Annotated in this window: 22 protein-coding genes, 1 tRNA gene, 1 other RNA gene and 1 pseudogene; 20 read left to right on the forward strand and 5 right to left on the reverse strand. The window is 64.1% G+C overall.

Annotated features, from left to right (window positions below):
• Positions 1 to 16: 16 nt before the first annotated feature.
• A complete protein-coding gene (locus AC6CH2_RS18160) occupies positions 17 to 721 on the reverse strand; it encodes a PP2C family protein-serine/threonine phosphatase (RefSeq protein WP_031373549.1) in 705 nt (234 codons plus the stop codon).
• Positions 722 to 1,222: 501 nt separating this feature from the next.
• Positions 1,223 to 1,313 (reverse strand) — tRNA-Ser (locus AC6CH2_RS18165).
• 140 nt (positions 1,314 to 1,453) lie between these two features.
• On the opposite strand from AC6CH2_RS18165, the gene AC6CH2_RS18170 reads away from it, so the two are divergent.
• Positions 1,454 to 1,861, forward strand: a complete 408-nt coding sequence (locus AC6CH2_RS18170) for a DUF6165 family protein (RefSeq protein ID WP_435395842.1) — start codon at positions 1,454 to 1,456, stop codon at positions 1,859 to 1,861.
• A gap of 22 nt (positions 1,862 to 1,883) precedes the next feature.
• Complete coding sequence (locus AC6CH2_RS18175) at positions 1,884 to 2,540, forward strand: hypothetical protein (protein WP_498270421.1); 657 nt, start codon at positions 1,884 to 1,886, stop codon at positions 2,538 to 2,540.
• A gap of 96 nt (positions 2,541 to 2,636) precedes the next feature.
• On the opposite strand, the gene AC6CH2_RS18180 is transcribed toward AC6CH2_RS18175, so the two are convergent.
• The gene (locus AC6CH2_RS18180; protein ID WP_498270422.1) at positions 2,637 to 3,713 is read right to left on the reverse strand and encodes a glycosyltransferase family 9 protein; all 1,077 of its coding nucleotides are present in this window, start codon (positions 3,711 to 3,713) and stop codon (positions 2,637 to 2,639) included.
• Between the two features lie 22 nt (positions 3,714 to 3,735).
• On the opposite strand from AC6CH2_RS18180, the gene AC6CH2_RS18185 reads away from it, so the two are divergent.
• The 8 genes from AC6CH2_RS18185 (at position 3,736) to AC6CH2_RS18220 (ending at position 9,381) form a co-directional block, all read left to right on the forward strand.
• Positions 3,736 to 4,485 (forward strand): 3-deoxy-D-manno-octulosonic acid kinase, encoded by a 750-nt coding sequence (locus tag AC6CH2_RS18185; RefSeq protein ID WP_498270423.1) that lies wholly within the window; start codon positions 3,736 to 3,738, stop codon positions 4,483 to 4,485.
• A 30-nt stretch (positions 4,486 to 4,515) separates the two neighbouring features.
• Positions 4,516 to 5,271, forward strand: a complete 756-nt coding sequence (locus tag AC6CH2_RS18190) for an MBL fold metallo-hydrolase (protein ID WP_435395846.1) — start codon at positions 4,516 to 4,518, stop codon at positions 5,269 to 5,271.
• 47 nt (positions 5,272 to 5,318) lie between these two features.
• Entirely contained in the window at positions 5,319 to 6,317 is a 999-nt protein-coding gene (gene moaA / locus AC6CH2_RS18195; protein WP_498270583.1) for a GTP 3',8-cyclase MoaA, read from the forward strand.
• A gap of 7 nt (positions 6,318 to 6,324) precedes the next feature.
• A complete protein-coding gene (locus tag AC6CH2_RS18200; protein ID WP_498270424.1) occupies positions 6,325 to 7,059 on the forward strand; it encodes a phytanoyl-CoA dioxygenase family protein in 735 nt (244 codons plus the stop codon).
• The gene (moaC, locus tag AC6CH2_RS18205) at positions 7,056 to 7,565 is read left to right on the forward strand and encodes a cyclic pyranopterin monophosphate synthase MoaC (RefSeq protein WP_498270425.1); all 510 of its coding nucleotides are present in this window, start codon (positions 7,056 to 7,058) and stop codon (positions 7,563 to 7,565) included. The genes AC6CH2_RS18200 and moaC overlap by 4 nt, the downstream gene beginning before the upstream one ends.
• The gene (moaD, locus tag AC6CH2_RS18210) at positions 7,562 to 7,804 is read left to right on the forward strand and encodes a molybdopterin converting factor subunit 1 (RefSeq protein WP_498270426.1); all 243 of its coding nucleotides are present in this window, start codon (positions 7,562 to 7,564) and stop codon (positions 7,802 to 7,804) included. Before moaC ends, moaD begins: the two co-directional genes overlap by 4 nt.
• Entirely contained in the window at positions 7,805 to 8,230 is a 426-nt protein-coding gene (locus AC6CH2_RS18215; protein ID WP_498270427.1) for a molybdenum cofactor biosynthesis protein MoaE, read from the forward strand. It abuts the gene before it with no gap.
• 140 nt (positions 8,231 to 8,370) lie between these two features.
• Positions 8,371 to 9,381 carry a YncE family protein gene (locus AC6CH2_RS18220; RefSeq protein WP_498270428.1) on the forward strand — a complete coding sequence of 337 codons (1,011 nt, stop codon included), beginning with the start codon at positions 8,371 to 8,373 and terminating at the stop codon, positions 9,379 to 9,381.
• Between the two features lie 136 nt (positions 9,382 to 9,517).
• On the opposite strand, the gene ffs is transcribed toward AC6CH2_RS18220, so the two are convergent.
• Positions 9,518 to 9,614, reverse strand: an RNA gene (gene ffs, locus AC6CH2_RS18225) — signal recognition particle sRNA small type.
• Between the two features lie 225 nt (positions 9,615 to 9,839).
• Between ffs and AC6CH2_RS18230 the strand changes: the two genes are divergently transcribed.
• Positions 9,840 to 10,574 (forward strand): metallophosphoesterase family protein, encoded by a 735-nt coding sequence (locus AC6CH2_RS18230; protein WP_498270429.1) that lies wholly within the window; start codon positions 9,840 to 9,842, stop codon positions 10,572 to 10,574.
• 90 nt (positions 10,575 to 10,664) lie between these two features.
• On the opposite strand, the gene AC6CH2_RS18235 is transcribed toward AC6CH2_RS18230, so the two are convergent.
• Positions 10,665 to 12,005 carry a glycosyl hydrolase family 28-related protein gene (locus tag AC6CH2_RS18235; RefSeq protein ID WP_498270430.1) on the reverse strand — a complete coding sequence of 447 codons (1,341 nt, stop codon included), beginning with the start codon at positions 12,003 to 12,005 and terminating at the stop codon, positions 10,665 to 10,667.
• Between the two features lie 850 nt (positions 12,006 to 12,855).
• Between AC6CH2_RS18235 and AC6CH2_RS18240 the strand changes: the two genes are divergently transcribed.
• From AC6CH2_RS18240 to AC6CH2_RS18280, 9 genes and pseudogenes are all read left to right on the forward strand, one after another.
• On the forward strand, positions 12,856 to 17,604 hold the full coding sequence (locus tag AC6CH2_RS18240) for an RHS repeat-associated core domain-containing protein (RefSeq protein WP_498270431.1): 4,749 nt from the start codon (positions 12,856 to 12,858) through the stop codon (positions 17,602 to 17,604).
• Between the two features lie 429 nt (positions 17,605 to 18,033).
• Positions 18,034 to 18,520, forward strand: a pseudogene (locus AC6CH2_RS18245) (hypothetical protein); the annotation flags it as partial.
• Between the two features lie 177 nt (positions 18,521 to 18,697).
• Positions 18,698 to 18,904, forward strand: a complete 207-nt coding sequence (locus tag AC6CH2_RS18250) for a hypothetical protein (protein ID WP_498270432.1) — start codon at positions 18,698 to 18,700, stop codon at positions 18,902 to 18,904.
• A 1,074-nt stretch (positions 18,905 to 19,978) separates the two neighbouring features.
• Positions 19,979 to 20,941, forward strand: a complete 963-nt coding sequence (locus AC6CH2_RS18255; RefSeq protein ID WP_498270433.1) for an RHS repeat-associated core domain-containing protein — start codon at positions 19,979 to 19,981, stop codon at positions 20,939 to 20,941.
• Entirely contained in the window at positions 20,916 to 21,422 is a 507-nt protein-coding gene (locus AC6CH2_RS18260) for a hypothetical protein (RefSeq protein WP_498270434.1), read from the forward strand. The genes AC6CH2_RS18255 and AC6CH2_RS18260 overlap by 26 nt, the downstream gene beginning before the upstream one ends.
• Positions 21,423 to 21,985: 563 nt before the next feature.
• Positions 21,986 to 22,456, forward strand: coding sequence for an SEL1-like repeat protein (locus AC6CH2_RS18265; protein ID WP_498270435.1), 471 nt, complete (start codon positions 21,986 to 21,988; stop codon positions 22,454 to 22,456).
• A gap of 261 nt (positions 22,457 to 22,717) precedes the next feature.
• Complete coding sequence (locus AC6CH2_RS18270) at positions 22,718 to 23,242, forward strand: hypothetical protein (protein WP_498270436.1); 525 nt, start codon at positions 22,718 to 22,720, stop codon at positions 23,240 to 23,242.
• A 132-nt stretch (positions 23,243 to 23,374) separates the two neighbouring features.
• Positions 23,375 to 23,947 carry a hypothetical protein gene (locus AC6CH2_RS18275; protein WP_498270437.1) on the forward strand — a complete coding sequence of 191 codons (573 nt, stop codon included), beginning with the start codon at positions 23,375 to 23,377 and terminating at the stop codon, positions 23,945 to 23,947.
• A gap of 128 nt (positions 23,948 to 24,075) precedes the next feature.
• Complete coding sequence (locus tag AC6CH2_RS18280) at positions 24,076 to 24,336, forward strand: hypothetical protein (RefSeq protein WP_498270438.1); 261 nt, start codon at positions 24,076 to 24,078, stop codon at positions 24,334 to 24,336.
• Positions 24,337 to 24,382 lie beyond the last annotated feature (46 nt).

The raw sequence follows: 24,382 nt of genomic DNA on the forward strand, positions 1-24,382 counted from the left end.
CCAGGCGGCGGCACCCTCAGTGACTGCGCACCAGCACTACGGTCACGTTGTCCGAACCGCCGCCGTCGAGCGCCGCGGCGACCAGCGAGTCCACGCATTCCTGCGCGCTGCAGTCGTTATGCGCGAGCACCCGGGCGATGCTGCGGTCGTCGACCTCTTCGGTCAGGCCGTCGCTGCACAACAGCAACTGCATGCCCGGGCGCAATTCGCCGTTCATGGTTTCGACGTTGAGGTTGCGCGGGTCGGTCACGCCCAGGGCCTGGGTCACCACGTTGCGGTGCGGGTGGCTGCGCGCCTGCTCGTGGGTGATCGCGCCGTTGGCGATCAGCTCCTGGACGTAGCTGTGGTCCTGCGAGAGCTGGGCCAGGTGGCCGTCCCGCCACAGGTAGACCCGGCTGTCGCCGACCCAGGCCACTTCGAAACGATTGCCGTTGATGCGGGCCGCGACCACGGTCGTGCCCATCGGCAGGGCGTCGTTGCGCCGGCGCGAGGTGCGGATGATCTCTTCGTCGGCGATGCGGATCGCCTGCGCCAGAGGGGCGCCGTTGCGGACCTCGCGGACGATGGCCTCGCGCGCGAGCGCGCTGGCGACCTCGCCGTATTCGTGCCCGCCCATACCGTCGGCGACCAACCATAGGCCGAGTTCGCTGTCACCGTAGTAGGTGTCTTCGTTGAGTTCGCGGCGCAGGCCGACATGCGTGAGGTGTCCGAATTCGATCATCTGCCGGTCGTGCCGCTCGCGGTTGTCGGGTTTGCCAATGCTGAAAACGCAATCATCGCGGCCAAGCGGCCGCGTAGCAAGAAAGCGTGATCCGCGTACGGCTTTCATGCATGAGCATGGATGAAGGCCGCGTGTGGGTCGAATCGGAGGAAGCGATGGTGGCGCAAGGCATCGACGGCGACTCCTGCGCGAGTGGGCGAAACAAGCTCGAGCGTGGCCCAGGTCGGCCAAACGGCTCATGAAGCACCGGTGTCGCACATTGAACGTGCGAGCGCGGCCGTCGTGAAAACCCGCGCCCCGGATCGCTGGTGGAGATCGCGGGCGGCGCTCGTCCGGGACGGGGTGGGCCGGGCCGGCGACTGCGAACGCAAAGCGGGGCGCAACTTTCGAATCGGCCGATCGGTTCGAGCGAACCGGTGCCGCGCCGCATACGGCCGGGCCCGCCGGCCGCGCCGGGGCCCAAAACAAAACGGGCCCCGAAGAGCCCGTTGTGTCTGTATCTGGCGGAGAGGGGGGGATTCGAACCCCCGGTACGCTATAAACGTACGCCTGATTTCGAGTCAGGTACATTCAACCACTCTGCCACCTCTCCGGGTGCAGTGAGCCGAGAATGATACGGGCTGAAACCCCCGCCGACAAGGCTTGTCCCGATCATGGCGTCGGCGCCTCCCGGGGCCGGGGAGGGCGGGGCTACACTAGCGGCCTTCTTTCGCAACGAAACGGCTGCGCGACATGTCCGAAATCCTGGTCCCGGTGTCCTTTGGCGAACTGCTCGACAAGATCGCGATCCTGCAGATCAAGTCCGAGCGCATGACCGACGAGGCCAAGCTGGCCAACGTCCGCAACGAGCTCAGCGCGCTCGAGCAGACCTGGATGGCCCATCCGGCCGCCGGCGGCGACATCGTCCGCCTGCGCGCCGAGCTCAAGGCCGTCAACGAGCGCCTGTGGGTGATCGAGGACGACATCCGCATCAAGGAAAAGCGCCAGGAGTTCGACGACGAATTCATCCGCCTGGCGCGCTCGGTCTACATCGAGAACGACGTGCGGGCGCGGGTCAAGAAGGACATCAACCTGGCCCTGGGTTCGACCTACGTCGAAGAAAAGTCCTACCAGGACTACGGCCCCGGCCTGGCCGGCTGAGCGGGCGGCCGCGGCGGTGCCGATGGCCGAACCCAAGCCGCGCGCCGCGGGCGCCTGGCTGTACGACGATCTGCTCGCCTGGCTGTGCCCGGGCGGGCTGCTGTTGACCGCCCTGGCCCTGCGTCACCCGGCCGGGCTGCAACTGTTGCGCGAGCAAGCCCCGGAACTGACCCTGCCGACCTGGTTCGCCGGCGCCTATGCGCTGGGGCTAGCCCTGAGCCCGATCGGCCGGCTGGTCTACGGCGTCGCCCAGGGCATCGTCTGGCCGCGGCTGCGCCGCGCCTGGACCCCGGCCATCGCCTTCCTGTCGCAGCGGCTGGCGCGCAGCGAAGGATTGATGCTGCCGGATGCCGCGCACATGTCGACCTCGGTGTTCCACGACGTCGACCGGCGCATGCGCGAGTATCTGGAGGCGGCCGATCCGTCCTCGCGCAACACCCTCAACCGCATGAAGGTGCTGTGCAGCCTGTCGTGCAATGCCGCCGCGGCCTGCCTGGTGTTCCTCGCCGTGGAAGCGCTGACCGGCGGCTGGCGCGAGTGGAGCGGCGGCCAGGCCGCGGTCGCCGCCCTGGTGCTCGCGCTGGCGCTGGTCGCCGCGGTCTATCGCGAACGCCGCCGCCAACGCACGCAGTTGTCGATCTGGCGACGGCTGCAGATTCAAAACGACGCGGAGAGTTGAGCCCGGCGGGGATGCGCCGTGAACTCGAACGTCGAGCCAGCAGGGTCGGCCGCCTGCAGGCCGGCGACGGAATGAACCTTCACCAGGGCATCCGGCTCAGACGGCCGGGTGATCGGCGACATAGCGCTCGAAGGCGGCGACGCCGTCCTCGACCGCGATCAGGTCCATCACCCCTTCGTGTTCGATCTTGGTGCCCCAGGCGATGTCGGCGGCGGGCTTGCCCAGGTACTTGCGCGCGGCGTCGTCGTAGCGGTCGGCGCAGTAGCGGCGGTCGCTGTAGGGGCCGCTGCGGGCCGGGTTGCTGGCCGCGTGCAGGCCGAGCACCTTGGTGCCCATGGCGTTGGCGATGTGCATCGGGCCGGAGTCGGGGGTCATCAGCAACTGGCCGCGTTCGAGCAGCGCCGGCAGTTGCTTCAAGGTGTCCTTGCCGACCAGGTCGAGCGCCGGGTGGCGCATCGCCGCGAGGATCGCGTCGGCGGTGGCGCGTTCGAGTTCGCTGCGGCCGCCGCACAGCACCACCCGCCAACCGCGCTCGACCGCGTGGTCGGCGACCGCGGCGTAGCGGTCGTTGCGCCAGTTGCGCACGGTGTGGCTCGAACACGGCGAGATCAGCAGGGTCGGCACGCCGTCCTGCGGCCATTGCGCGCGCGCCCATTCGCGCGCCTCGTCCGGCACCGGCAAGTCCCAGCGCACCTCGGTCTGACGCAGGCCGAGCGGTTCGCAGAAGCTGCCGATCGCGTCGAGCACGTGAATGCCCGGGCGGTCGGGGATGCGTTCGTTGATGAAAAGCCCGTGCAGGTCCTTCGAGCGCGAGCGGTCGTAGCCGACCCGGCGCTGCGCCGGCAGGAACGCCGACAGCAGGTTGGCGCGCGCGGCCACCTGCATCTGCAGCAGCACGTCGAAGCGCCCGCCGGGCAGGGCCCGCTCGCGCAGGCCGCGGCGCAGGGCGCGCATGCCGGCGAAGCCGCTTTTCTTGTCGTATTCCAGGAATTCGACGCCTTCCAGGCCGTCCAGCAAGCGCCGCTCGCCCTTGCCGATGACCCAGGCGATCGAGGCCTGCGGGCGCGCCGCGCGCAAAGTGCGTACCAGCGGCACGACGTGGGTCACATCGCCGAGCGCGGACAGGCGCAGCAGACAGATCGACGGATGGGAACTGAGAGGCGTTGTGGTCACGTGACTTGTTAGACTCGGTCGGATGACGGGTTATGACGCCGCCGAGGGACTGACGCCGTACCGCGACGATAGCGGGTACGGCGCGATTCTGTTCGACCGCGCGCAGGTCCGGCAAGCCGCGCCGGAATGGTTCTCGCCGGCGCACTGGGGCGGCAACGCGCGCCCGGTCGACAGCGGCGGCCGCGGCGGCGCCTGGTTCGTCGACGCGCCGTTCGGCCGGGTGGTGCTGCGTCGCTACCTGCGCGGCGGCCTGATCGCCCGCTTCAACCGCGACCGCTATTGGTGGAACGGCGCCAACCAGACCCGCAGCTTCACCGAGTTCCGCCTGCTGCGCGAACTGGCCGGCAAGGGCTTGCCGGTGCCGAAGCCGGTGGCCGCCTGGTACCGCCGCGACGGTTGGTATTACTACGCCGCGATCCTGCTCGAACGCCTCGGCGACGTGCGCTCGCTGGCCGACCGCGCCGCGGTGGCCGGCGACGGCGCGCCCTGGGAGGAAGCCGGGCGACTGATCGCGCGTTGCCACCGGGTCGGGCTCGACCACGCCGACCTCAACGCCACCAATCTGTTGTTCGACAGCGGCGGGCACGGCTGGGTGATCGACCTGGACCGCGGCCAGATCCGGATTCCGGCGACCCCCTGGCGCGAGCGCAACCTGGCCCGGCTGAAGCGCTCGCTGCTGAAACTGCGCGGCGAGCGCAGCGAGGCCGAGGTCGAACGCGATTTCGCCCGACTGCGCACGGCCTATGACCGCGCCTGGGAACGTGGTTACTAGAGACGTGGTCAGCGAATCGAGGGGACGGGCATGACTTGGCGGTTGCGTTTGCATGGCGTCGGCAATGCGTCGGCGGTCGAGCTGGGCTCGGCGATGGCCACCCTGGAGCGCGACGGCGAGCCCTGGCTCACCATCGATTGCGGCGGCGAAGGCCTGACCGCGTTCCTGGCCCATTACGGCCGGATGCCCGAAGCGCTGTTCGTCACCCACACCCACCTGGACCACATCGCCGGGTTCGAGCGCCTGTTCGTGGCCCACTATTTCGACCCGCAGCGGCGCGGCAAGGTGCGGCTGTACGTGCCGGCGACGGTGGTGCCGCTGCTGCACCAGCGCGTGGCCGACTACCCGAACGTGCTGGCCGAGGGCGGGGTGAACTTCTGGGACGCGTTCCAGCTGGTGCCGGTCAGCGGCCATTTCTGGCACGGCGGCCTGCGCCTGGAGGTGTTCGCGACCCGCCACCACTGGCCCGACAGCGCCTTCGGCCTGCGCCTGCGCGGCAGCGCCATCTGGACCGGCGACACCCGCCCGATCCCCGAGGCCCTGGCCAAGTATGCCGATGCCGGCGAGCTGATCGCCCACGACTGCGCCCTGCACGGCAACCCCTCGCACAGCGGCATCGAGGACCTGGAGCGGGAATACTCGCGCGAACTGCTGAACCGCTGCCTGCTTTACCACTACGGCAGCCGCGAAGAGGGCGACGAGCTGGCGGCGCGGGGGTATCGTGTCGGCAGGCCGGGCGAAGCGATCGAACTGGCCGAGCCCACCGTCACGCAACTGCCGTCCTAGTGAATGCCGCCTTCGTGAGTGCCGCCCCCGGTCTGCCGCCGCTGCCGATGCCGCTGGATCTCCACGGCCGGCCGCTGCGCGACCTGCGTCTGTCGGTGATCGAGGCCTGCAACTTCCGCTGCCCCTATTGCATGCCGGCCGAGCGGGTGCCCGACGACTACGGTCTGGATGCGGCCTCGCGCCTGAGCTTCGACGAGATCGAGACCCTGGTGCGCGGGTTCGTCCGGGTGGGGGTCAACAAACTGCGCCTGACCGGCGGCGAGCCGCTGCTGCGCAAGCGCCTGCCCGAGCTGATCGCGCGGCTGGCGCGGATCGAAGGCATCGACGACCTGGCCCTGACCACCAACGGCTCTTTGCTCGCGCGCCACGCGCGGGCCTTGCGCGAGGCCGGCCTGCGCCGCCTCACGGTAAGCCTGGACGCACTCGACCCCGAGCGCTTCAGGCGCCTGTCCGGCGGCCGCGGCGAAATCGCCGACGTCCTCGCCGGCATCGCCGCGGCGCGCGAGGCCGGTTTCGATTCCATCAAGATCAACTGCGTGGTCCAGCGCGGCGTCAACGAAGACCAGGTGCTGCCCCTGGTCGAGCACTTCCGCGGCAGCGGCCACGTACTGCGTTTCATCGAATACATGGACGTGGGCAACTGCAACGACTGGAGCGCCGAGGGCGTGGTGAGTTCGCAGACCCTGCGCGACCGCATCCACGCGCGCTGGCCGCTGCGCGCGCTCGACGCCAATTACCGCGGCGAAGTCGCGGCGCGCTACGGCTTCGCCGACGGCCGCGGCGAGATCGGCTTCGTGTCCTCGATCAGCGCGCCGTTCTGCGGCGATTGCCACCGCTCGCGGGTGTCCGCCGACGGCCGCCTGTACACCTGCCTGTTCGCCGCCGAAGGCACCGACTTGCGACCGTCGCTGGCCTTGGGCGAGACCGCTTTCGCCGAACGCCTGGCCGCGCTGTGGTCGCGCCGCGGCGACCGCTACAGCGAATTGCGCGCCCTCGACGCGCCGCGCTCCAAGCGCCACGTCGAGATGTTCTTGATCGGCGGTTGAGGCGGTGATGTCGTCGCCAGCCTGCAGTGCGGTCCAGTCGTTCCCCGATGCGGCTTTCGGTTCCATGCTCTCCGGATCGCTCGAGGCGCAAGGCTTTCTTCGCTTGCCCGGCGTGCTCGGTGCGGTGGACCTCGTTGCGATGACGGCTCAGCTCGAAGCCTGCGATGGCGACGAGGCCGGCACCCGCAATCTGCTTCAACACGCGTGGTGCCGGGCATTGGTGGCGCCGTTGCGCCTGCGGCTTCGCGACCTGGGCGTGTTGGCCGAGGATGCGTTCGCCGTGCAATGCACTTTATTCCGCAAAAGCCAATCGCGTAACTGGAAAGTCGCCCTGCATCAGGACTTGTCGATCCCAGTGGCCGAGAAGGTCGCGGATGCGGCGCTCTCGGGTTGGTCGCACAAGGAGGGCTCGCATTTCGTCCAGCCGCCGGCGGCGCTCCTGGAGCGGCTGACGGTCGTGCGCATCCACCTGGATCCGTGTACCGATTCCGATGGGCCGTTGCGCGTGGTACCGGGTTCGCACCGGGCCGGAAAGCTCACTGCGCAAAGCGCGCGGGCATTGCGCCAGGACCGCGGCGAGACCGCATGCACCGCACAGCCGGGCGATCTGCTTATCATGCGACCGTTGCTGCTGCATGCTTCTTCCAAGGCCAGCCGGCCGCAAGGCCGGCGGCGTGTCCTGCATTTCCTGTTCGCTCCGTCCGACCCCGGACACGGACTGCGATGGAGTCTGGCGATTTGAAATCCAAACCTGCCCTTACCCATGTCGACCGCGACGGCCGCCCGGCCATGGTCGACGTGTCGGACAAATCGGTGACCGCCCGCGAAGCGGTCGCGCAGTGCCGGGTGCGCTTTCCCGCGGCGGTGGCGCTGCAACTGCGTGCCGACGGGCTCAACAGCAAGAAGGGCGCGGTGATCGACACCGCCATCATCGCCGGGACGATGGCGGTCAAGCGCACCCACGAGCTGATCCCGTTCTGCCATCCGCTGCCGATCGACGGCTGCCGCATCGACATCGACTGGGACAGCGACAATGCCTTGACGATCGAATGCGCGGTCAAGACCACCCACCGCACCGGCGTCGAGATGGAAGCGCTGACCGGCGCGACCGTCGCGGCGCTGACGATCTACGACATGTGCAAGGCCTTGTCGCATCGCATCGTGATCGGGCCGGCCAAGCTGACCGGCAAGCGCGGCGGCAAGCGCGATTTCGCTGCCGGCACCGCGCCGCGCGGAGACGAGCGATGAGCCGACTCACCGTGCTGTATTTCGCCAGCCTGCGCGACGCCGCCGGCGTCGCCAGCGAATCGGTCGAGGCCGATGCGGCCGATCTGCGAGCACTGTACGAGGCCTTGCGCCAGCGGCACGGCTTCGTCCTGCCGGTCGAGCGCTTGCGCGTGGCCGTCGACGGCGCCTTCGCGCGCTGGGACGAAGCGCCGCGCGCCGGCAGCGAAGTGGCCTTCATCCCACCGGTCTCGGGAGGCTGAATGAGCCGTTTCGCCCTGTCCGAACAGCCCTTCGAGATCGCGCCGCTGCGCGCGCAACTGCTCAGCGACCGCGCCGGCGCCTACGCCAGCTTCGAGGGCTGGGTGCGCGACCACCACGGCGGCCGCGCGGTCGCCGGCCTGCGTTACGAAAGCTATGCCGCGCTCGCCCTGGCCGAAGGCGAGCGGGTGCTGGACGAAGCCATCGAGCGCTTCGCCATCGTCGATGCGCGCTGCGTGCACCGCGTCGGCGACCTGGCGATCGGCGAACTGGCGGTCTGGGTGGGCGTCAGCGCCGCGCACCGCGAGGCCGCGTTCGCCGCCTGCCGCTACATCATCGACGAGACCAAGGCGCGGGTGCCGATCTGGAAGCACGAGCGCTATGCGGATGGGGATGCGGATTGGCTGCATCCGACCGCTCCCGCGTAAGGCGGAGCCGGGTATCGGCATCGAGGCGATCGAACCATCCGCGGGTTTCGCTAAATAGCCGACGCAACCGCTCAACGGCACGAGTCCAGGCATCGTTCTGAGTTAGCTTCAACCTCCCGCAGCGAACCACCGGAGCCGTCATGTCCCGTGCCCTGTGCCTGTCCCTCCTGCTCGCCGCCGCCATGCCGGCGTTTTCGGGCGAGCTTCTGGTCGGCAACAAATCCGCCGACACCGTCTGGCGGCTGTCGCTCGACGACGGCCGCAAGCTCGGCGAATTCGCCACCCGCCAGGCGCCGCACGAAATCGCGGTCAGCCACGATGGCGGCATCGCGCTGGTGGCCAACTACGGCAGCCGGGAAACCCCGGGCAATACCTTGAGCGTGCTCGACCTGCGCGGCGGCAAGCCGACGCGCACCATCGACTTTGGCCGCCATGGCCGCCCGCACGGTTTGCGTTTCCTGCCCGGCGACCGCGAAGCCCTGGTCACCACCGAGGCCTCCGGCCAGTTGCTGCGCATCGACGTCGCCAGCGGCCGCATCGTCGCCGAGATCGCCATGGGCGAAGGGCGCGGGCATATGGTCGCGGTGTCGGCCGACGGCAAGACTGCCTACGTCAGCAAGATCGACCGCGGCACCATCAGCCGCGTCGACCTGGACCGCAATGCCAAGAGCGCAGAAGTCGAAGCGGGCGAGGGGGCCGAAGGTCTGGCGGTGCGGCCCGGCAGCGACGAGGTCTGGGTCGGCAATCGCGAAGCCGGCACCGTGACCGTGCACGACGCGCGCACGCTCGCGCTGCGCAAGACCTTGCCGAGCCCGGGGTTTCCGATCCGGGTCGCGTTCACCGCCGACGGCCGCCATGCCCTGGTCAGCAACGCGCGCGCGGCGACCGTCGCGGTGTTCGATGCCAAGCGGAAGAAGGCGGTGGCGACGATCGCCCTGGCGCGCGAGGGCGCCGAGTACCGCGATACCTTGCTCGGCCGCGCCGCCTTGCCGATCGGCGTGATCGCCGACCCGAAGCGGCCGCGGGTTTATGTCGCGATCAGCGGCGGCGACGAGGTCGCGGTGATCGACCGCAAGACCTGGAAGCCGATCGCCTACTGGAAGACCGGGCGCGAGCCCGATGCGCTGGCCTGGTCGCTGCGCGCGGATTGACGGGTTGGCCGGTCACCGACCGAGTGCTACCGGGGGATGGGGGGATCCGGTAGGCGGGGCGCCAAGCGCGGCTACCGTGCGAACCGCGTCCGGAGAGCGGGGCCTGCGGAAAACCAGGGGCCCGAAAAGGCGGCGGCCCCGCAAGCGTGACTCCGGCGCCCGAATCGGTCGATACCGTTGCTGCCTTCCGGCCCTGGCGGGATTTTCAACTTATCGTCGCGGAGGCGCCAACGGGGCCACCATAGAGAACGAAGGCGCTGTAGCGCTTTCGCGGCTCCGATAGGCAGTCGGGTGGTCCGTGGGACGACCCGGTTGTCGACCGGAGAGCCCAGTATTCTGCCTGAAGCCGCCATCGCGGCGCAATCTCGGCGCCGGTGGCCTCGAAACGACTGCCTGTGCCGGGGGGCGGGCGGTCGCGGTGCGCGAAGCGCTCGCTGGCCCGGCGCTAGAATCGAGCGATGCGCATAGCCGTCATTTCCGATGTTCATGGCAACCTGGGGGCGCTCGATGCGGTCCTGGCCGATATCGAGCGGCGCGGCGCCGATCTCGCGGTCAATCTGGGCGACCTGCTGTCCGGCCCGCTGCAGCCGCGCGAAACCGCCGACCGCCTGATCGCGCTCGGCTGGCCGACCATCGCCGGCAATCACGAACGCCAGGTGCTGAACGACCCGCCCGAGCGCATGAGCGCGTCCGACCGCCACGCCGTCGCCGAGATCCGCCCCAGCCAGCGCGAGTGGCTGCGCAGCCTGCCGCCGACCTGGCGCCTGAACGAGGAGGTGCTGCTGGTCCATGGCACCCCGCGCAGCGACCTGGAATGTTTCATCGAGACCGTCGACGCGCATGGCATGCGCCCGGCTCATGGCGACGAAGCGATGCAGCGTGCCGGCGGCACCGATGCGCGGGTGATCCTGTGCGGACACACCCACGTACCGCGCAGCCTGCGCCTGGCCGATGGGCGTCTGGTCGTCAATCCCGGCAGCGTCGGCCTGCAGGCTTACGAGGGAGAGCATCCGTATCCGCACCGGGTCGAGACCGGTTCGCCGCAGGCGCGCTATGCCATGGTCGAGCGGATCAACGGCGAGTGGAGCGCGCAGTTGCTCGCGGTCGATTACGACTGGGAGGCGGAAGCCGAACGGGCCTTGCGCAACGGCCGGCCCGATTGGGCGCGTGCGTTGGCGACGGGCTACGTGTAGCCGGGTGCGGCCCGGGCCGGCTTGCTGCGAACGATCCGTTCGCAGGTTTCGGAGATCGGCGCGGGGCGAATCCGCCCCGCGCCGCGCCGCTTACCTCTGCACCAGGAACTGCGCCATCGGATAGTTGAAGGTGTGGCACTGCTCGAAGACCAGCCGCTCGCGATTGACCGTGGCGAAGGATTCGTGGCGCCCCATCAGCTGGCACGACTGCCACTTCACATAAGGCATGTCGCCACCGCGCGGCCGGTAAGTGACCGGAATCGACGGCGGGCCGATATGGCTCTGGAACGACCGCGCCGCATCGGTGCAGGCGATGAAGCTCAGGTTGGCGTTCGCCGCGTCCCAGCCGCAATCCATCAGCTTGCTCTTGGCGTGGCGCAGTTCGAAGCGCACGCCCATCACGATCAAGGTCTTGACCGTATTGTTGTGCGGGCCCGGCGGCAGGTCGAAGAATACCGACGGCACGTCCTGGGTTTCGTTGCACTGGATCCACGAGCCGCCGTAGACGTTGATGTAGCCGCCGCGGGCGAAGCGCAGCAAGGTGCCGCTCTGGTATTCGAACTTGCAGTCGCGGAACCAGAAGTTCAGGAACTGGTCCTGCTGGCTGTGGGTCGGCGTCATGCCCGAATGCAGGAAGGCGTCGCCGAGCACCACGTCGTTGGCGAGGTGGCAGCGGTTGAACGCCCACTCCGAGTTGAGGTTGGAATCGGCCGGACCGTCCAGGCCGATCACCCGGTTCCAGGGACCGCGCCATTCGACATCGTCGAAAGCGAAGTCCTGGTTGATGCCGCCGGCCACCGAAGCCCAGCAATAGATCCAGTTGAGCCCCGGACGCGCGGCGCGGAAGCTGATCTCGCGCACCCGCAACTGGCGCAGGCGGCCGTAGGCAGTCAGCAGATTGTTGGCGAACGCATCGCCGGCGCTCGGGGCGGCGTCGAACAGGATCTCCGAGCTGCGCTTGCCCTGGCCTTCGATCACATAGCCGTTGATCTTGGTCTTGCCGGTGTCCGGCCCCTTCGGCAGCAGCGCGTCGGCCTTGGTCACGCGATAGATGCCGGCCGGGAAATACAGATGGTGGGTCAGCCAACCGTTGCCGTTCCTGGACGCGAACACCGCGTCGCGCGCGCGCTCGATCGCGGCGGTGTCGTCGGTGCTGCCGTTGCCGACCGCGCCGTAGTCCTTGACGTTGATCCGGCCCGGGTCGGTACCGACGAGCGCGGTCGACGCGAACGCGCCATCGCGGCGCGGCGGCGGCGCGCCGCCGATGGCCTCTTCTGGGTACATCGAACCGCCGATCGAGGCGGCGGTGGTGGCCGCCGCGGCCGCACCGGCGCCGGCGATCATGCCGGCCGCGCCGATCAACTTGCGGCGCGAACGCGAATGGGGGCCGGTATCGGCGTTTGCATCGGAACTCGTGGTCTTCTTGCTCATTTGGCATCCTGGGTAAGTGCCCGGATCGGGCATGACGTGACGGGCGCGACCGGCGGAGGGGATGCAGTGGGCACATACGGCAGCGAACGTCGCGCGCAATCTATGCGCCGACGCCGCCGGCCGATGCGATGCACGACGCAGTTTTCCCGGACGGGCGCCGCCGCGTTTGTAACGATCCGTCTTAGTGAGCCTGCGGTCGCGCTCCGGCGGTGGCGGCGCGGCGATGCTGCGGCTGCGCAGCGATCGCGCGGGCCGGGCGAGGGCGGGTGTCGGCGTGAGGTTCGAGCGGCATCGGGTGGACGTCCGTCACCGCTCAGCTTGCGTCGGCACGGCCTGCGGAAGCCGTTCGGAGGCATCGCGGCGGCAGCGTCGCAGCCGCGGATTTTGTGCGCGCCATCTCTGTTTGTAGTTCTGCCGAAAAGCCTCGCGTTGTACTGGCATTCGGTAACCCGTTGCGCCTAAAGTGAGCGCCGAACGCACCCTCGCATGCATCCGTTGCCGACGCCGGTCTTGCGTCGCTGCGGTTGAGATGCGCAGGCATAGTATCGACTTGCCGACCTAAGGAATGGGAGCAACGCAGATGGATTTGCCCGCACGCACCGCGGCCGCCGCACGGCCGGCCGCCGGGATCGAAACTTCCCCCGTTTTCGTTGTCGCCGACGCGACGCCGCCGCCATGCCCCGGCCCGGGCCGGCGGCTGCTCGTCGCCGCGCGGACATAAGCACCGATCAAGCTGCACACGAACTCCGACGGTTGGCCGTTGGAAGTCGAAATCCCCCATGCCGGCGCCGGCGGTCCTCCCTCACCGACCGAGCGCACGGCCTCTCCAAGCTCCATAGAAGGAATGACCATGACAGTTGTCGCAATGGATGCCGACAATGAGGCCGAACGCCGGCCGGCTCGAAACCGCATCGGCTGGAACCTGGCCCTGGCCTCGCTGGGCTTGCTGCTCGCCTCGGGCGCGCAGGCGCAGGAAACGGTAAAGCTGTGGCGCACCAACAGCCTCGCGCTGGCGCCTCAGACCACCGAAGCCGCAATGCAGCAGGGCATCAGGAATTACTTCGCTCAGTTCGGCGGCCCGCCGATGAGCATGTACGTCAAGAGCCAGAGCGCGCTCAACAACAAGACCGTCTACAAGTACGCGATCGAGCCGAAGCCGCCGACCTTGACCGACTGGGCCTACAGGGAGCTCAACGACCCGTCGGGCACGCCGACGCAGGCCTCGCTGGAGGCGATCGTCGCCCGCATCAAGCAGGGCTACGACGCCCAGAGCGTCGCCCAGGGCTGCGCGGCGGCCAGCACGGTCACGCCGACGGTCTGGACGACCGATCTCACCTGGTCGACCAGTCCGATCGCGATCCGCGAATCCACGCCCACCGACGTCAAATACATGGTGGCGCCCGGGGGCGGCGGGGCCTGTTATCTCACCAATACCCAGGTCAAGATCGTCAAGGATCGGGCGGCCAGTTGCCCCGGCCTGCTCATGACCTGGAAGAGCGATCTCAGCGCCTGTGCCGCCGGGCCCAGCTTCGATATGGTGTATTACAGCGAGCCGTTGCCGAGCAACGAGTGCCCGGTCGGCAATCCTTGCGACCCGACAACCGGGGACAAGTCCGAGCCGGCGCACGATTTCGATCTGGGCTGGATTGCATTCGATCGACACTACCATTCGCTAACGTCGACTGTCGCTGGCGGATTCGGTTACGGATGGACGCATTCGCATAATCTGCGGCTGTCGGTCGGCCCCGATCCGACCACGCCTTCCGACCCGACGGTCCGTATTGGTTTCATCGAAGCCGATGGTTCGCAGGTCGCGTTCACGCCGGTGGGTGCCGCGTACGAGGCAAACGACCAGAGCGGCGACCGGATCGTCGCCGACGGCGCGCAGTGGCTGATGCATCGCAGCGACCGGGTGCTGCGTTTCGACGCCGCCGGCCGTCTGCTGGAGCAGCGTTTCGAGAACGGTTCGGTCCTGAGCTATAGCTACGACGCCATGCGCCGCCTGGGCTCGATTTCCCATAACAGCGGCCGCAGCCTGGTGTTCGAGTACACCGCCGGCGGCGACGACGCGCCGATCACGGCGATCCGCTCGGCCGGCGTAGCGCTCGCGTCTTTTGCCTATAACGCCAATGGACAGGTCGAAACCGTCACCTATCCTGGCGGCGAGTCGCGGACCTATCACTATGAAGATACGAGGTTTCCCCTCAATCTGACTGGCGTGACCGCGGAAGGCGGCCAGCGCTACAGTACGTTCAATTACGACGCCAAGAATCGGGTGACCCTAAGCGTCCATTCCGGTAACGCCGACCGCGTCACCCTGACCTATCCCTCGACGGGTGGTTCCATCGTCACCGATCCTCTCGATCGTCAGACCACCTATGCCCTGACTGCCTCGCCGGCGAGCGGCGCGCCGCGCAAGGTCAGCGGCCTGACCGACACCCGTGGCACCATCGGCAGGACTTATTACGACGAGACCACCGACTTCCGCCGCCGCCTCGACACGGTCACCGACCGCAACGGCACCCAGACCAAGCACACGTACGCCGAAGCCAACGACCCGGTCACCGGGCAGCCGGCGCGCACGCATACGGTCAAGGAGGCGGTCGGCCTGGCGCAGGAGCGCAGCAGCCTCGAACGCCGCGACGTGGCCAGCAACCGCACCGTGCTGACCCAGGTCGGCAACCGCGAGACCCGCATCGTACGCAACGCGCGCCTGCAGCCGGTCACCGTCACCGTGCGCGACACGGTCAGCAACCAGACCCGCACGACGACCTACGCCTATTGCGAAGCCGCCGATGTCGCGGCCAGCAACAGCACCTGCCCGATCCTGGGCCTGGTCAAGTCGGTCGACGGCCCGCGGACGGATGTCAACGACGTCACGACGTTCCAGTACTACGGCAGCGACGACAGCACCTGCGCGACCCAGCCGGCGCTGTGCACCTACCGCAAGGGCGACCTGCGCAAGGTCGTCGACGCATTGGGTCGCAGCACCGAGACCTTCGGCTACGACCCGCAGGGCCGCCCGCTATCGGTCGTCAACGCCAACGGAATCGTCACGGACTACGAGTACCACCCGCGCGGCTGGCTGACCGCGACCAAGGTCCGCGGCGCCGACAACAACGTCGAGACCGACGACCGCATCACCCGCGTCGAGTACTGGCCGACCGGCCTGGTCAAGCGCATCACCCCGCCGGGCGGCGCCTACATCACCTACACCTACGACACCGCCCAGCGCCTGACCAGCGTGTCGGACAAGGCCGGCAACAAGATCCAGTACACCCTCGACCTGGCCGGCAACCGCAAGCAGGAAGACACCAAGACCGCGACCGGCACCCTGAGGCGCACCCTGTCGCGCGTGTTCAACACCCTGGGCCAGTTGCAGACCGCCAAGGATTCGCTGGCGCATGCGACCACCTTCAGCTACGACACCGACGGCAACCCGGACCTGACCACCGACGCCTTGAACCGCGTCACCAACCAGGACCACGACCCCCTCAATCGCCTCAGCCGCACCCTGCAGGACGTCGGCGGCCTCGCGGTCGAGACCAAGCTGGAATACAACGCGCTCGATCAAGTCACCAAGGTCACCGACCCGAAGGGCCTGGACACGACCTACGGTTACAACGGCTTCGGTGATCAGATCCAGTTGACGAGCCCGGACACCGGCGTCACCACCTACGGCTACAACAGCGCCGGCCTGCTCGCGAGTAAGCAGGACGCCAACGACGCCAGCCCGCATACCTACACCTACGACGCCCTGAACCGGCCGAAGACGGTGTCCTACGGCGGCGGCGCGAACGATGTCGAGTACGACTACGACACGGTCAACACGGTCTGCGCCGCCGGCGAGAACTTCGCCCTCGGCCGCGTCACCGCGATGCGCACCGACGGCACCGAGTTGAAGTACTGCTACGACCGTTGGGGCCAGCTCGTGCGCAAGGTGCAGACCGTCGGCACCCGCAGCTTCACCCTGCGCTATGCCTACACCAGCTCGGGCCAGGTGCGCACCATCACCTACCCGGATAACGCCATCGTCGACTACGTCCGCAACACCCTGGACCAGGTCACCGAAGTCGGCGTCAAGCCGGCCGGCGGCGTGCGCACGGTGCTGCTCAACAATGCGGCTTACGAACCGTTCGGCCCGGCCACCGGCTGGACCTACGGCAACGGCCGCAGCCTGGCCCGCTCCTACGACCAGGACTACCGCGCCAAGACGATCCTCGACAACGCTGCCGGTGGCTTGTCGCTGGCTTATGGCTATAACGAAGTCGGCGAGCTGACCGAACTCAAGGACGGCCTGCAAAGCGCGTTCCTGGCCAAGTACGACTACGACACCCTGGGCAGGCTGAAGATCACCCGCGACGGCCCGACCGGCACGCCACTGGAGACCTACGGCTACGACGCCACCGGCAACCGCAACAGCCTGCTGCACGGCGGCATCACCACCAACTACACATACCCGGGCACGAGTCACCGCCTGAGCAACGTCGGCGGCATCAGCCGCGGCTACGACGCGGTCGGCAACACCACCAGCATCGGCGGTACGGCGAGGGAGTTCGTCTACAACGCCAACGACCGCATGAGCCAGGTCAAGCAAGCCGGCGTGGTGAAGGTCAGCTACCGCTACAACGCCGAGGGCGAGCGAGTCTCGCGGGCCGACAACGCGACCGGTGCGATCACCGGTTACACGCTGTACGACGAAGCCGGCCATTGGCTGGGCGACTACGACGCCAACGGCGCGACCAAGCAACAAGCCATCTGGCTGGGCGACGCCCCGGTCGGCCTGGTCGTCGGCGCCGGCGTCGCCCAGACCCTGCGTTACGTGCAACCCGACCACCTGGGCACCCCGCGCGCGGTGATCGACCCGAGCCGCAACCTCGCGGTCTGGACCTGGGACGCCAAGGGCGAAGCCTTCGGCAACAACCCGCCGAACCAGGACCCCGATCTGGACGGCACCGCGTTCGTATTCGATATGCGCTTCCCGGGGCAACGGTATGACGCGGCTACGGGGCTGAACTACAACTACTTCCGGGATTACGATGCGGCTACCGGGCGGTATGTGCAGAGCGATCCGATTGGATTAGAGGCGGGAACGTCTACATATACATACGTCGAGGCTATGCCCTTACTTGCATTTGATCCACTTGGGCTGCAACAGCAGATGCGTGGCTTCGGTCCGGGTACTCAACAACGCGCGTCGCTTGCCCTTCACCTCGTGAAAAATGGAGCAACTGTCGAGCGGTACTCCAAACTGATGAATCCTCAGTCCGAGCCGAAGACTAGTCTTGTCGAGGCTTCTAAGGATTTTTTAAGAAATTACTCGGATATGCGGGATGCGAATACGATTGGTGCCGACAAGTACTTTCACTGCAAAGCTAACTGTGAAGCTTCTAGACGTGGCTCGGATGCCGAATGGCTTGCATGTAGAATTTCAAATGGCAGGGAGATTTTTGACCAAAATGTGAAAGGTGATCCTCGAAGTGCAGCTGAAGCCGATCAAGTTGCGAATCGAACTGGGCGAAACGGCAGTCAGGCGCCCCAATCATGTGAACAAGTGTGTGAAGTGTTTCGGCCCAATGGGCTATCAGCCAAATATTAATTCCGCCTTATGAAGAAGCGCGTACTTAGAGCCGTAATTTTTTCTGTCACGTTTATAGCGATTTGTGCGGCATTGGTTTTTTTTAAGAATGTCGTCGAAAGCTCTATTACGGAGCAAGTTGATATTGACAAGTGTCTTGATTCAGGGGGGAGGTGGGATGGCCGCCTGAGGCACTGTGAGCGTGCCGATGCAGAGAATTTTCGGCAATAGCTGTAGGTAGACGCTTGGAGGTGTCGCGATTGCGTGAGCTCAGGGCGTTGGTTCAGTTGGTCCTTGAGTCAAGAAAAAACCGGGTCAGAGCACCTTTCCGTCTAGCCTCTGTCGGAAGCCACTCTGACCCGATTCGCAGGTGCTGTGCTTGAAAAAACCGGGTCAGAGCACCTTTCCGTCTAGACCTCTGTCGGAAGCCACTCTGACCCGGTTCGCAGCGGCACGGCCAGGGAGTTCGTCTACAACGCCAACGACCGCATGAGCCAGGTCAAGCAGGCCGGCGTGGTAAAGGCCAGCTACCGCTACAACGCCAAGGGCGAGCGGGTCTCGCGGGCCGACAACGCGACCGGCGCGATCACCGGCTACACGCTGTACGACGAAGCCGGCCATTGGCTCGGCGACTACGACGCCAATGGTGCGACCAAGCAGCAGGCCATCTGGCTGGGCGACGCACCGGTCGGCCTGGTCGTCGGCGCCGGCGTCGCCCAGACCCTGCGCTATGTGCAACCCGACCACCTGGGCACCCCGCGCGCGGTGATCGACCCGAGCCGCAACCTCGCAATCTGGACCTGGGACGCCAAGGGCGAAGCCTTCGGAACAACCCGCCGAACCAGGACCCGGATAGGACGGCATCGCGTTCGTATTCGATATGCGGTTTCCGGGGCAGCGGTATGACGCGACCAAAAAACCGGGTCAGAGCACCTTTCCGTCTAGCCTCTGTCGGAAGCCACTCTGACCCGGTTCGCACTCAAACCGCGTGGTCGGGTAATTTTGGATCTTACAACGTCAAGACGGTGGTGCTATCGATGCCCACATGGGATATCGGTAACGCTAACGGTATTGCAGTTGCAGTCGGCGACGAGGCGTCTTGGGTTAATGAGGTATGGATGAACAAGGTCAATGGTTCATGCCAGGCCAGTGGGGCGATGCAACTTTTGCTCATGAAGCGGACCACCTTCTTGGCCTTGGTGACTATGGTCCGGGCATCATGGGCAGGAAGTTGAGCGATATCCCCGTGAATGAGCAAAACATCAAAGACGTACTTAACTCTAGAAATGAGGCGATCAGACATGGCTGCGGTTGCAAATAAATCTATAATCATTGCTGTTCTATTTTCCGTGTCCGCTTGTCATGCCGGGAAAAGCGTAACTGTGCTCAGTGAGCGGCATCGGGTCTGCGCTAACCTTCCGCTGGGAGCCTCTTTTCACTCTAGCTCGCCAGGTCCGGATTTCGATGTGGGTGAGCTGAAAGTGGATGGGATAGATGTTGAGGTTCTAATTGGTGGTCATCCCGGTTTCACCCAGCAAGTTAGAATGAAAGGTCTAGAGGCCAGGGGCGGCTTTAAATTTTTGGGGAGGGAGCGAAACTCTGGCCAGGACCGAATTTTACTTGCTCATAACCGGGAGGGTAAATCACGGCCGTTGTTTGTAAGGTTTTCGGCGATTGATCTAAAGGTCGTTGAGCCTTTGTTGAGGAAGAGTGATTTCCTTGTGGATTGCGAGTAGGGATTAAGCTTGCGGCGTGGCAATGGGGCGGCGGGATTGATTTTAGGTAGTCGGTCGAAAATAGGAGGGTGTTTTAGAAGTAATCCGGCTTCTTGTGTGGCGTTCGCAACTCCGTAAGCCATGTCGCCGAAGTCGGTGCCAAGCCGGCCGGCGGTGTGCGCACGGTGCTGCTCAACTAAAAAACCGGGTCAGAGCACCTTTCCGTCTAGCCTCAAAAACCGGGTCAAAAACCGGGTCGGAGCACCTTCCGTCTAGCCCCTGTCGGAAGCCACTCTGGCACGGTTCGGGCTGGCGCCCTACATGCACAGGTGAACTGATGAAAACTGCATTGGCAGCTCTGATTCTCAGCGTTTGCACATTCGCAAATAAAAACCGGGTCAGAGCACCTTCCGTCTAGCCCCTGGCGGAACCACTCTGACCCGGTTCGCAGGATCACCCGCGACGACCCCAGCAACACGCAGATCGAGATCTACGGACACGACAAGACCGGCAACCGCAACAGCCTGCTGCACGGTGGCATCACCACCAACTACACCTACCCGGGCACGAGTCACCGCCTGAGCAACGTCGGCGGCGTCGGCCGCGGCTACGACCTAGTCGGCAACACCACCAGCATCGGCGGCACGGCCAGGGAGTTCGTCTACAACGCCAACGACCGCATGAGCCAGGTCAAACAAGCCGGCGTGGTCAAAGCCAGCTACCGCTACAACGCCAAGGGCGAGCGGGTCTCGCGGGCCGACAACGCGACCGGCGCGATCACCGGCTACACGCTGTACGACGAAGCCGGCCACTGGCTCGGCGACTACGACGCCAACGGCGCGACCAAGCAGCAGGCGATCTGGCTAGGCGACGCCTCGGTCGGCCTGGTCGTCGGCGCCGGCGTCGCGCAGACCCTGCGTTACGTGCAACCTGACCACCTGGGCACCCCGCGTGCGGTGATCGACCCGAGCCGCAACCTCGCGGTCTGGACCTGGGACGCCAAGGGCGAGGCCTTCGGCAACAACCCGCCGAACCAAGACCCGGATCAGGACGGCACCGTGTTCGTGTTCGATATGCGGTTCCCGGGGCAGCGGTATGACGCGACTACAGGGCCGAATTACAACTACTTCCGGGATTACGATGCGGGTACCGGTCGGTATATGCAGAGTGATCCGATCGGGTTAGCTGCTGGTATCAATACCTATGTCTATGTTCGCGGGAACCCGATAAGCCTAATAGATCCGCGGGGTTTAAAAGATCTTGACCTTGGGCTCGGATATAAAGGGCGTGTGGACCCATTCATTTCCGGAGGGGTGTCTTTGTTTGAGATTCATGTAAAGAATCCAAGAGGCACAGAGATCGGAGTCCTAGGGCCAGACGGCGAGTGGCTAAACAAGCATGGATTCAAAGGGAAGCCAGAGGGCATTCCTGATGCCGTGTGCGACAAGGCAAGGGGGGAGGTGGTAGCACAGCTCAGGTCCCGAAAAATTCTACCTGCGAAAGGAATGGTTAATATAAAAGGCGCCAATCTCGGGCGAATTTTGAGCGCTGCGATCCGAACGGGCGGTGCAGCAGGGACGGTCCTTGCCAGTCCAAGTCTCGAAAGGTTGTGTTCAATTGATCCTTTCCATCCAGCTTGCTGAGGCTTTGAGAATGTTTTTATTGAGAAAGGATCGCCCTGCTAACTCACTGGACGAGTGGGACGTTGGGTGGCAGAAATACCAAGAATATTTGGCTTCAATTTCCTCATCGCTGCCGGAGTCTGTGCTTTCTTATGCCTTGGCAGACTGGCACTACGATCATATGGATCATCGAGCGCCTCACGATTCATGGCTTCAGAAGGTAGAGGTAATCGAGTCGGCCGGAAATGGCGAGCGCGGTCCTAAGGGCGCTCGTATGATCCTGACACTTCTCGGTGCGTACCATGATGGAATCATCGAGATTGAGTACTTTGGTATCCATTCCTATGCCATGCATCGCGGTTCTGCGATTTTCGGTGATTGGCTGTACGACGAGGTGAGGCTATCGGACGAAGGTAATGTTCTTCATGAGGTGGAGTTCGATAAAGGATCGCTGCTTGTTGTTTGTCAGGATTTTATATATAAGTGGCTGCCATGTAATTGAGTTGAATTAGAAGGCTTTTTTGGTCGGGCTCGTGTTCTCGTCTAAAGTAATGGCCCGCTAAGTGAGGCTCTCTATCTTGGAGCGCGCCTATGTGGCGCTCTATTTTTTTGTATTATTTGGCTAATGTTACTCGCAGCGCTCTGGCGGCACGGCTCATGTCGCGGATGTCCAATGCCAGTTAAAAAATGCGGCTAATTTTATTTTCTGGAAGGCAGGCGAGGATGTTGGAATATTTTTCATACAAGACCAGCTTGCCAACCAAGACGATTTATCGTGACTAGTTGGGGTTTCTCGGTCCCCGTTGCGGGATCGGGTACGAACCGGGTCAGAATCGGCCTCCGACAGAGGCTAGACGGAATGGTGCTCTGATCCGGTTTTTCTCTGATGACCAGGAGTTTGCGCCCGGCTACGGCGAGCGCCCTGACTTGCAGTCCGCGAAGAGAGCCGCCGAAAAGAGTGCGAAAGAGGCGCTTGGCGCCAAATCTGTCCACCACGTCACATGCAGGTGCACGAATCCTAAGGGCGACCGCATAAACCCAACAAGTAAAACTGAGTTCAATTCCATGGCCAATCTTTATTTAAGACATCAGCTCGATCTCGCGATTGAGCAAATAAATTCGGGAAGTTGCTCCGTTGCAAAGGACATCCTCGAGCCTCTCGTAAAGCTTCTAGTGCCAGAAGCGATTTACCTTTATTCAACATTTAGTATCGCAGGCACGGAATCGAATACTGACTTTGAGAGGCGCAGTATTTCCTTGCTCAACGATGCAGCAATGCTTGGCTACGCACCGGCCATGCACGCTCTTGGTGAGTATTACGAAAGCGGTGACTTGTTAGACATTGATATGAAACAGGCTGAACTATTATTTAGCTCAGCCGCTGCTCAAGGGCATATGCGATCGAAGTTCAGGTATGGACTGATTCTTCTTGATGACCAACGGCCAAGCAGTCGAGACCAAGCACAGCGCTTGATTCGAGAGGCTGCTGAAGCAGGAATTGAAGAGGCTGCCGACTTTTTAAGGGGGATGGAGTAGTTAGCCATAACCCATAGCAGGGCCCCTCTAAAAAACCGGGTCAAAGCACCTTTCCGTCTAGCCTCTGTCGGAAGCCACTCTGACCCGGTTTGCAGGTGCTGTGCTTGGGCGTGAAAAACAAGGCTGAAGTGCATGCGGGAACAGCGAAAGGCTAATGCCATTATGGGAACTGCCGTGCGAAATATAAGGAGTGAGGTCATTTCACAAGTATTTCGTGGTTCAGCGCTGGTTCTTATTTTGAGTGCTTCGAGCGGTGCGGCGATGGCCGATAAGGTGGTTGCTTCAAGGCCAATGGCTCAGCGTTTAGCGAAGGCATCAGTCTATGGCGTAGGCGTAATAAGGTGGGGGGCAATGCCAGAGGCCGTGTCTGTGCCACGAATTTTTAAATATCAGGTCGATTTCACGAAAGGGAAGAAGCCCAAGAAGACGCTTATATGCACGGATCAGCCGTACTCGGTTGGTCAGAAGGTCCTGTTTGCCTATGGCGACTCGCGTGATGCTCGGTGCGGGAATGGTTACGCTTACATACCTGCAACCAGCTACAACGAGTTTGTTTATCCCGTCTACGATGACGCTATGAACGACAGGTCCTGGGTTCAGCTTAGACCCGCGCATGCAGAGGATCTTGGGTGCGAGAGCATTACCTACATCGATCTCTCGCTCAAGGAGTCGAAGCAGAAGAGCGACCCCAATATTGATTTCTCTGGAATCCCTGGCACCGGGAAGTACTTTGACCTCAAAGGGCTCTCCACCTGCCTCGCCAAAGTCGGAATTAGTCTTGGCTGAACCAATTGGCGGGCCAGGGCATCGAAGCGCGAGCTGGATAACCTAGGCTCTACCCGCTCTGATCGTATGGATGGTTCGATAAACCTTATTGTCTGATCGCTTTGAGGGGGCTGATGTCCCTGGAGTACTCATATGGCTTTATCGTTGGCACCGAATAAGGAGAGGGTCGCCAAGCTAGAGGAGGCGATTGACTGGCAGAAAAAATTCCCCAGCTACGTGTTCAACAATAAAGCTATCAAGGGGTTTTTCGTCGTCGAATCAGGGGTGTTGTCTACTCACGAGTTTCTCGAATTTATTCTGAAGGATGATGGCGTTACAAGCGACGCCCCTTTGACCATAGTTGTTCGTCTGGCTGGCCAGGAGTCGAAAGATCTGGTTTTTGCCGCGGCCACCGTGGGTGAATTAAGAGACGTAAGAATTTATCTAATGCAAACCGAGCTCGATCTTTTTCGCTCGGTCGTTGCCGTGAGCGTTGCGCCGTCGAAATGGGTGGCGTATGAAGAGATTGGCGAGGATTTTGCCGTTCTAGCCGTATTTGACGAGGACACTTGGGGGCGCTGGTCATCGAAAGATAGCGGGGTCCTCGACTACCTCATCAGCGAGGGGCGAATCGCCGAAATGCTGGCGAGCGACGATCCGCTCTGGTGGCATCGGGGCTTTCTGAAGGATATATTGTCTGCCTACGGCCAAGCCGGAGAGCGTTGAGCATGCCAAATCTGCTCGCTCGCAGGCGGGCACTTCTAAGTTGCTTCGGGCGCGGACGGGATAATCAAAGGTCGCGTAGCGGTCGGCGGAACGTCGGAACGCCAAGTCATGGGGTGGATAGGTTGAGTATGGATCCTGTAGATCAGATGTTCGATGTCATCTGCAGGATGTCAGCTGCGCAACTGGCTTTTTTGGCTCTGTTTATGCTTATCCCGGCGGTTGGGGCCAATTTCGTCTTTCATCTGAATAACAAGAGGCTGGGGCGAAGCCCGGTTTCTCGCAATCCATTTTTCATGATGGCCACATTCAATGCGCGCGAATGGCTTATGTTCGGAGTCGTTCACCTGCTGACGATTGCTGCGGCGGCAGCTGCTTTCAGGGCCGGCTGATTGGTTTCGATGGCGACGCCCACCATGTTCGAAGGACGTTCTGTCC

It is taken from the genome of Lysobacter sp. GQ73 (genome assembly GCF_059758755.1).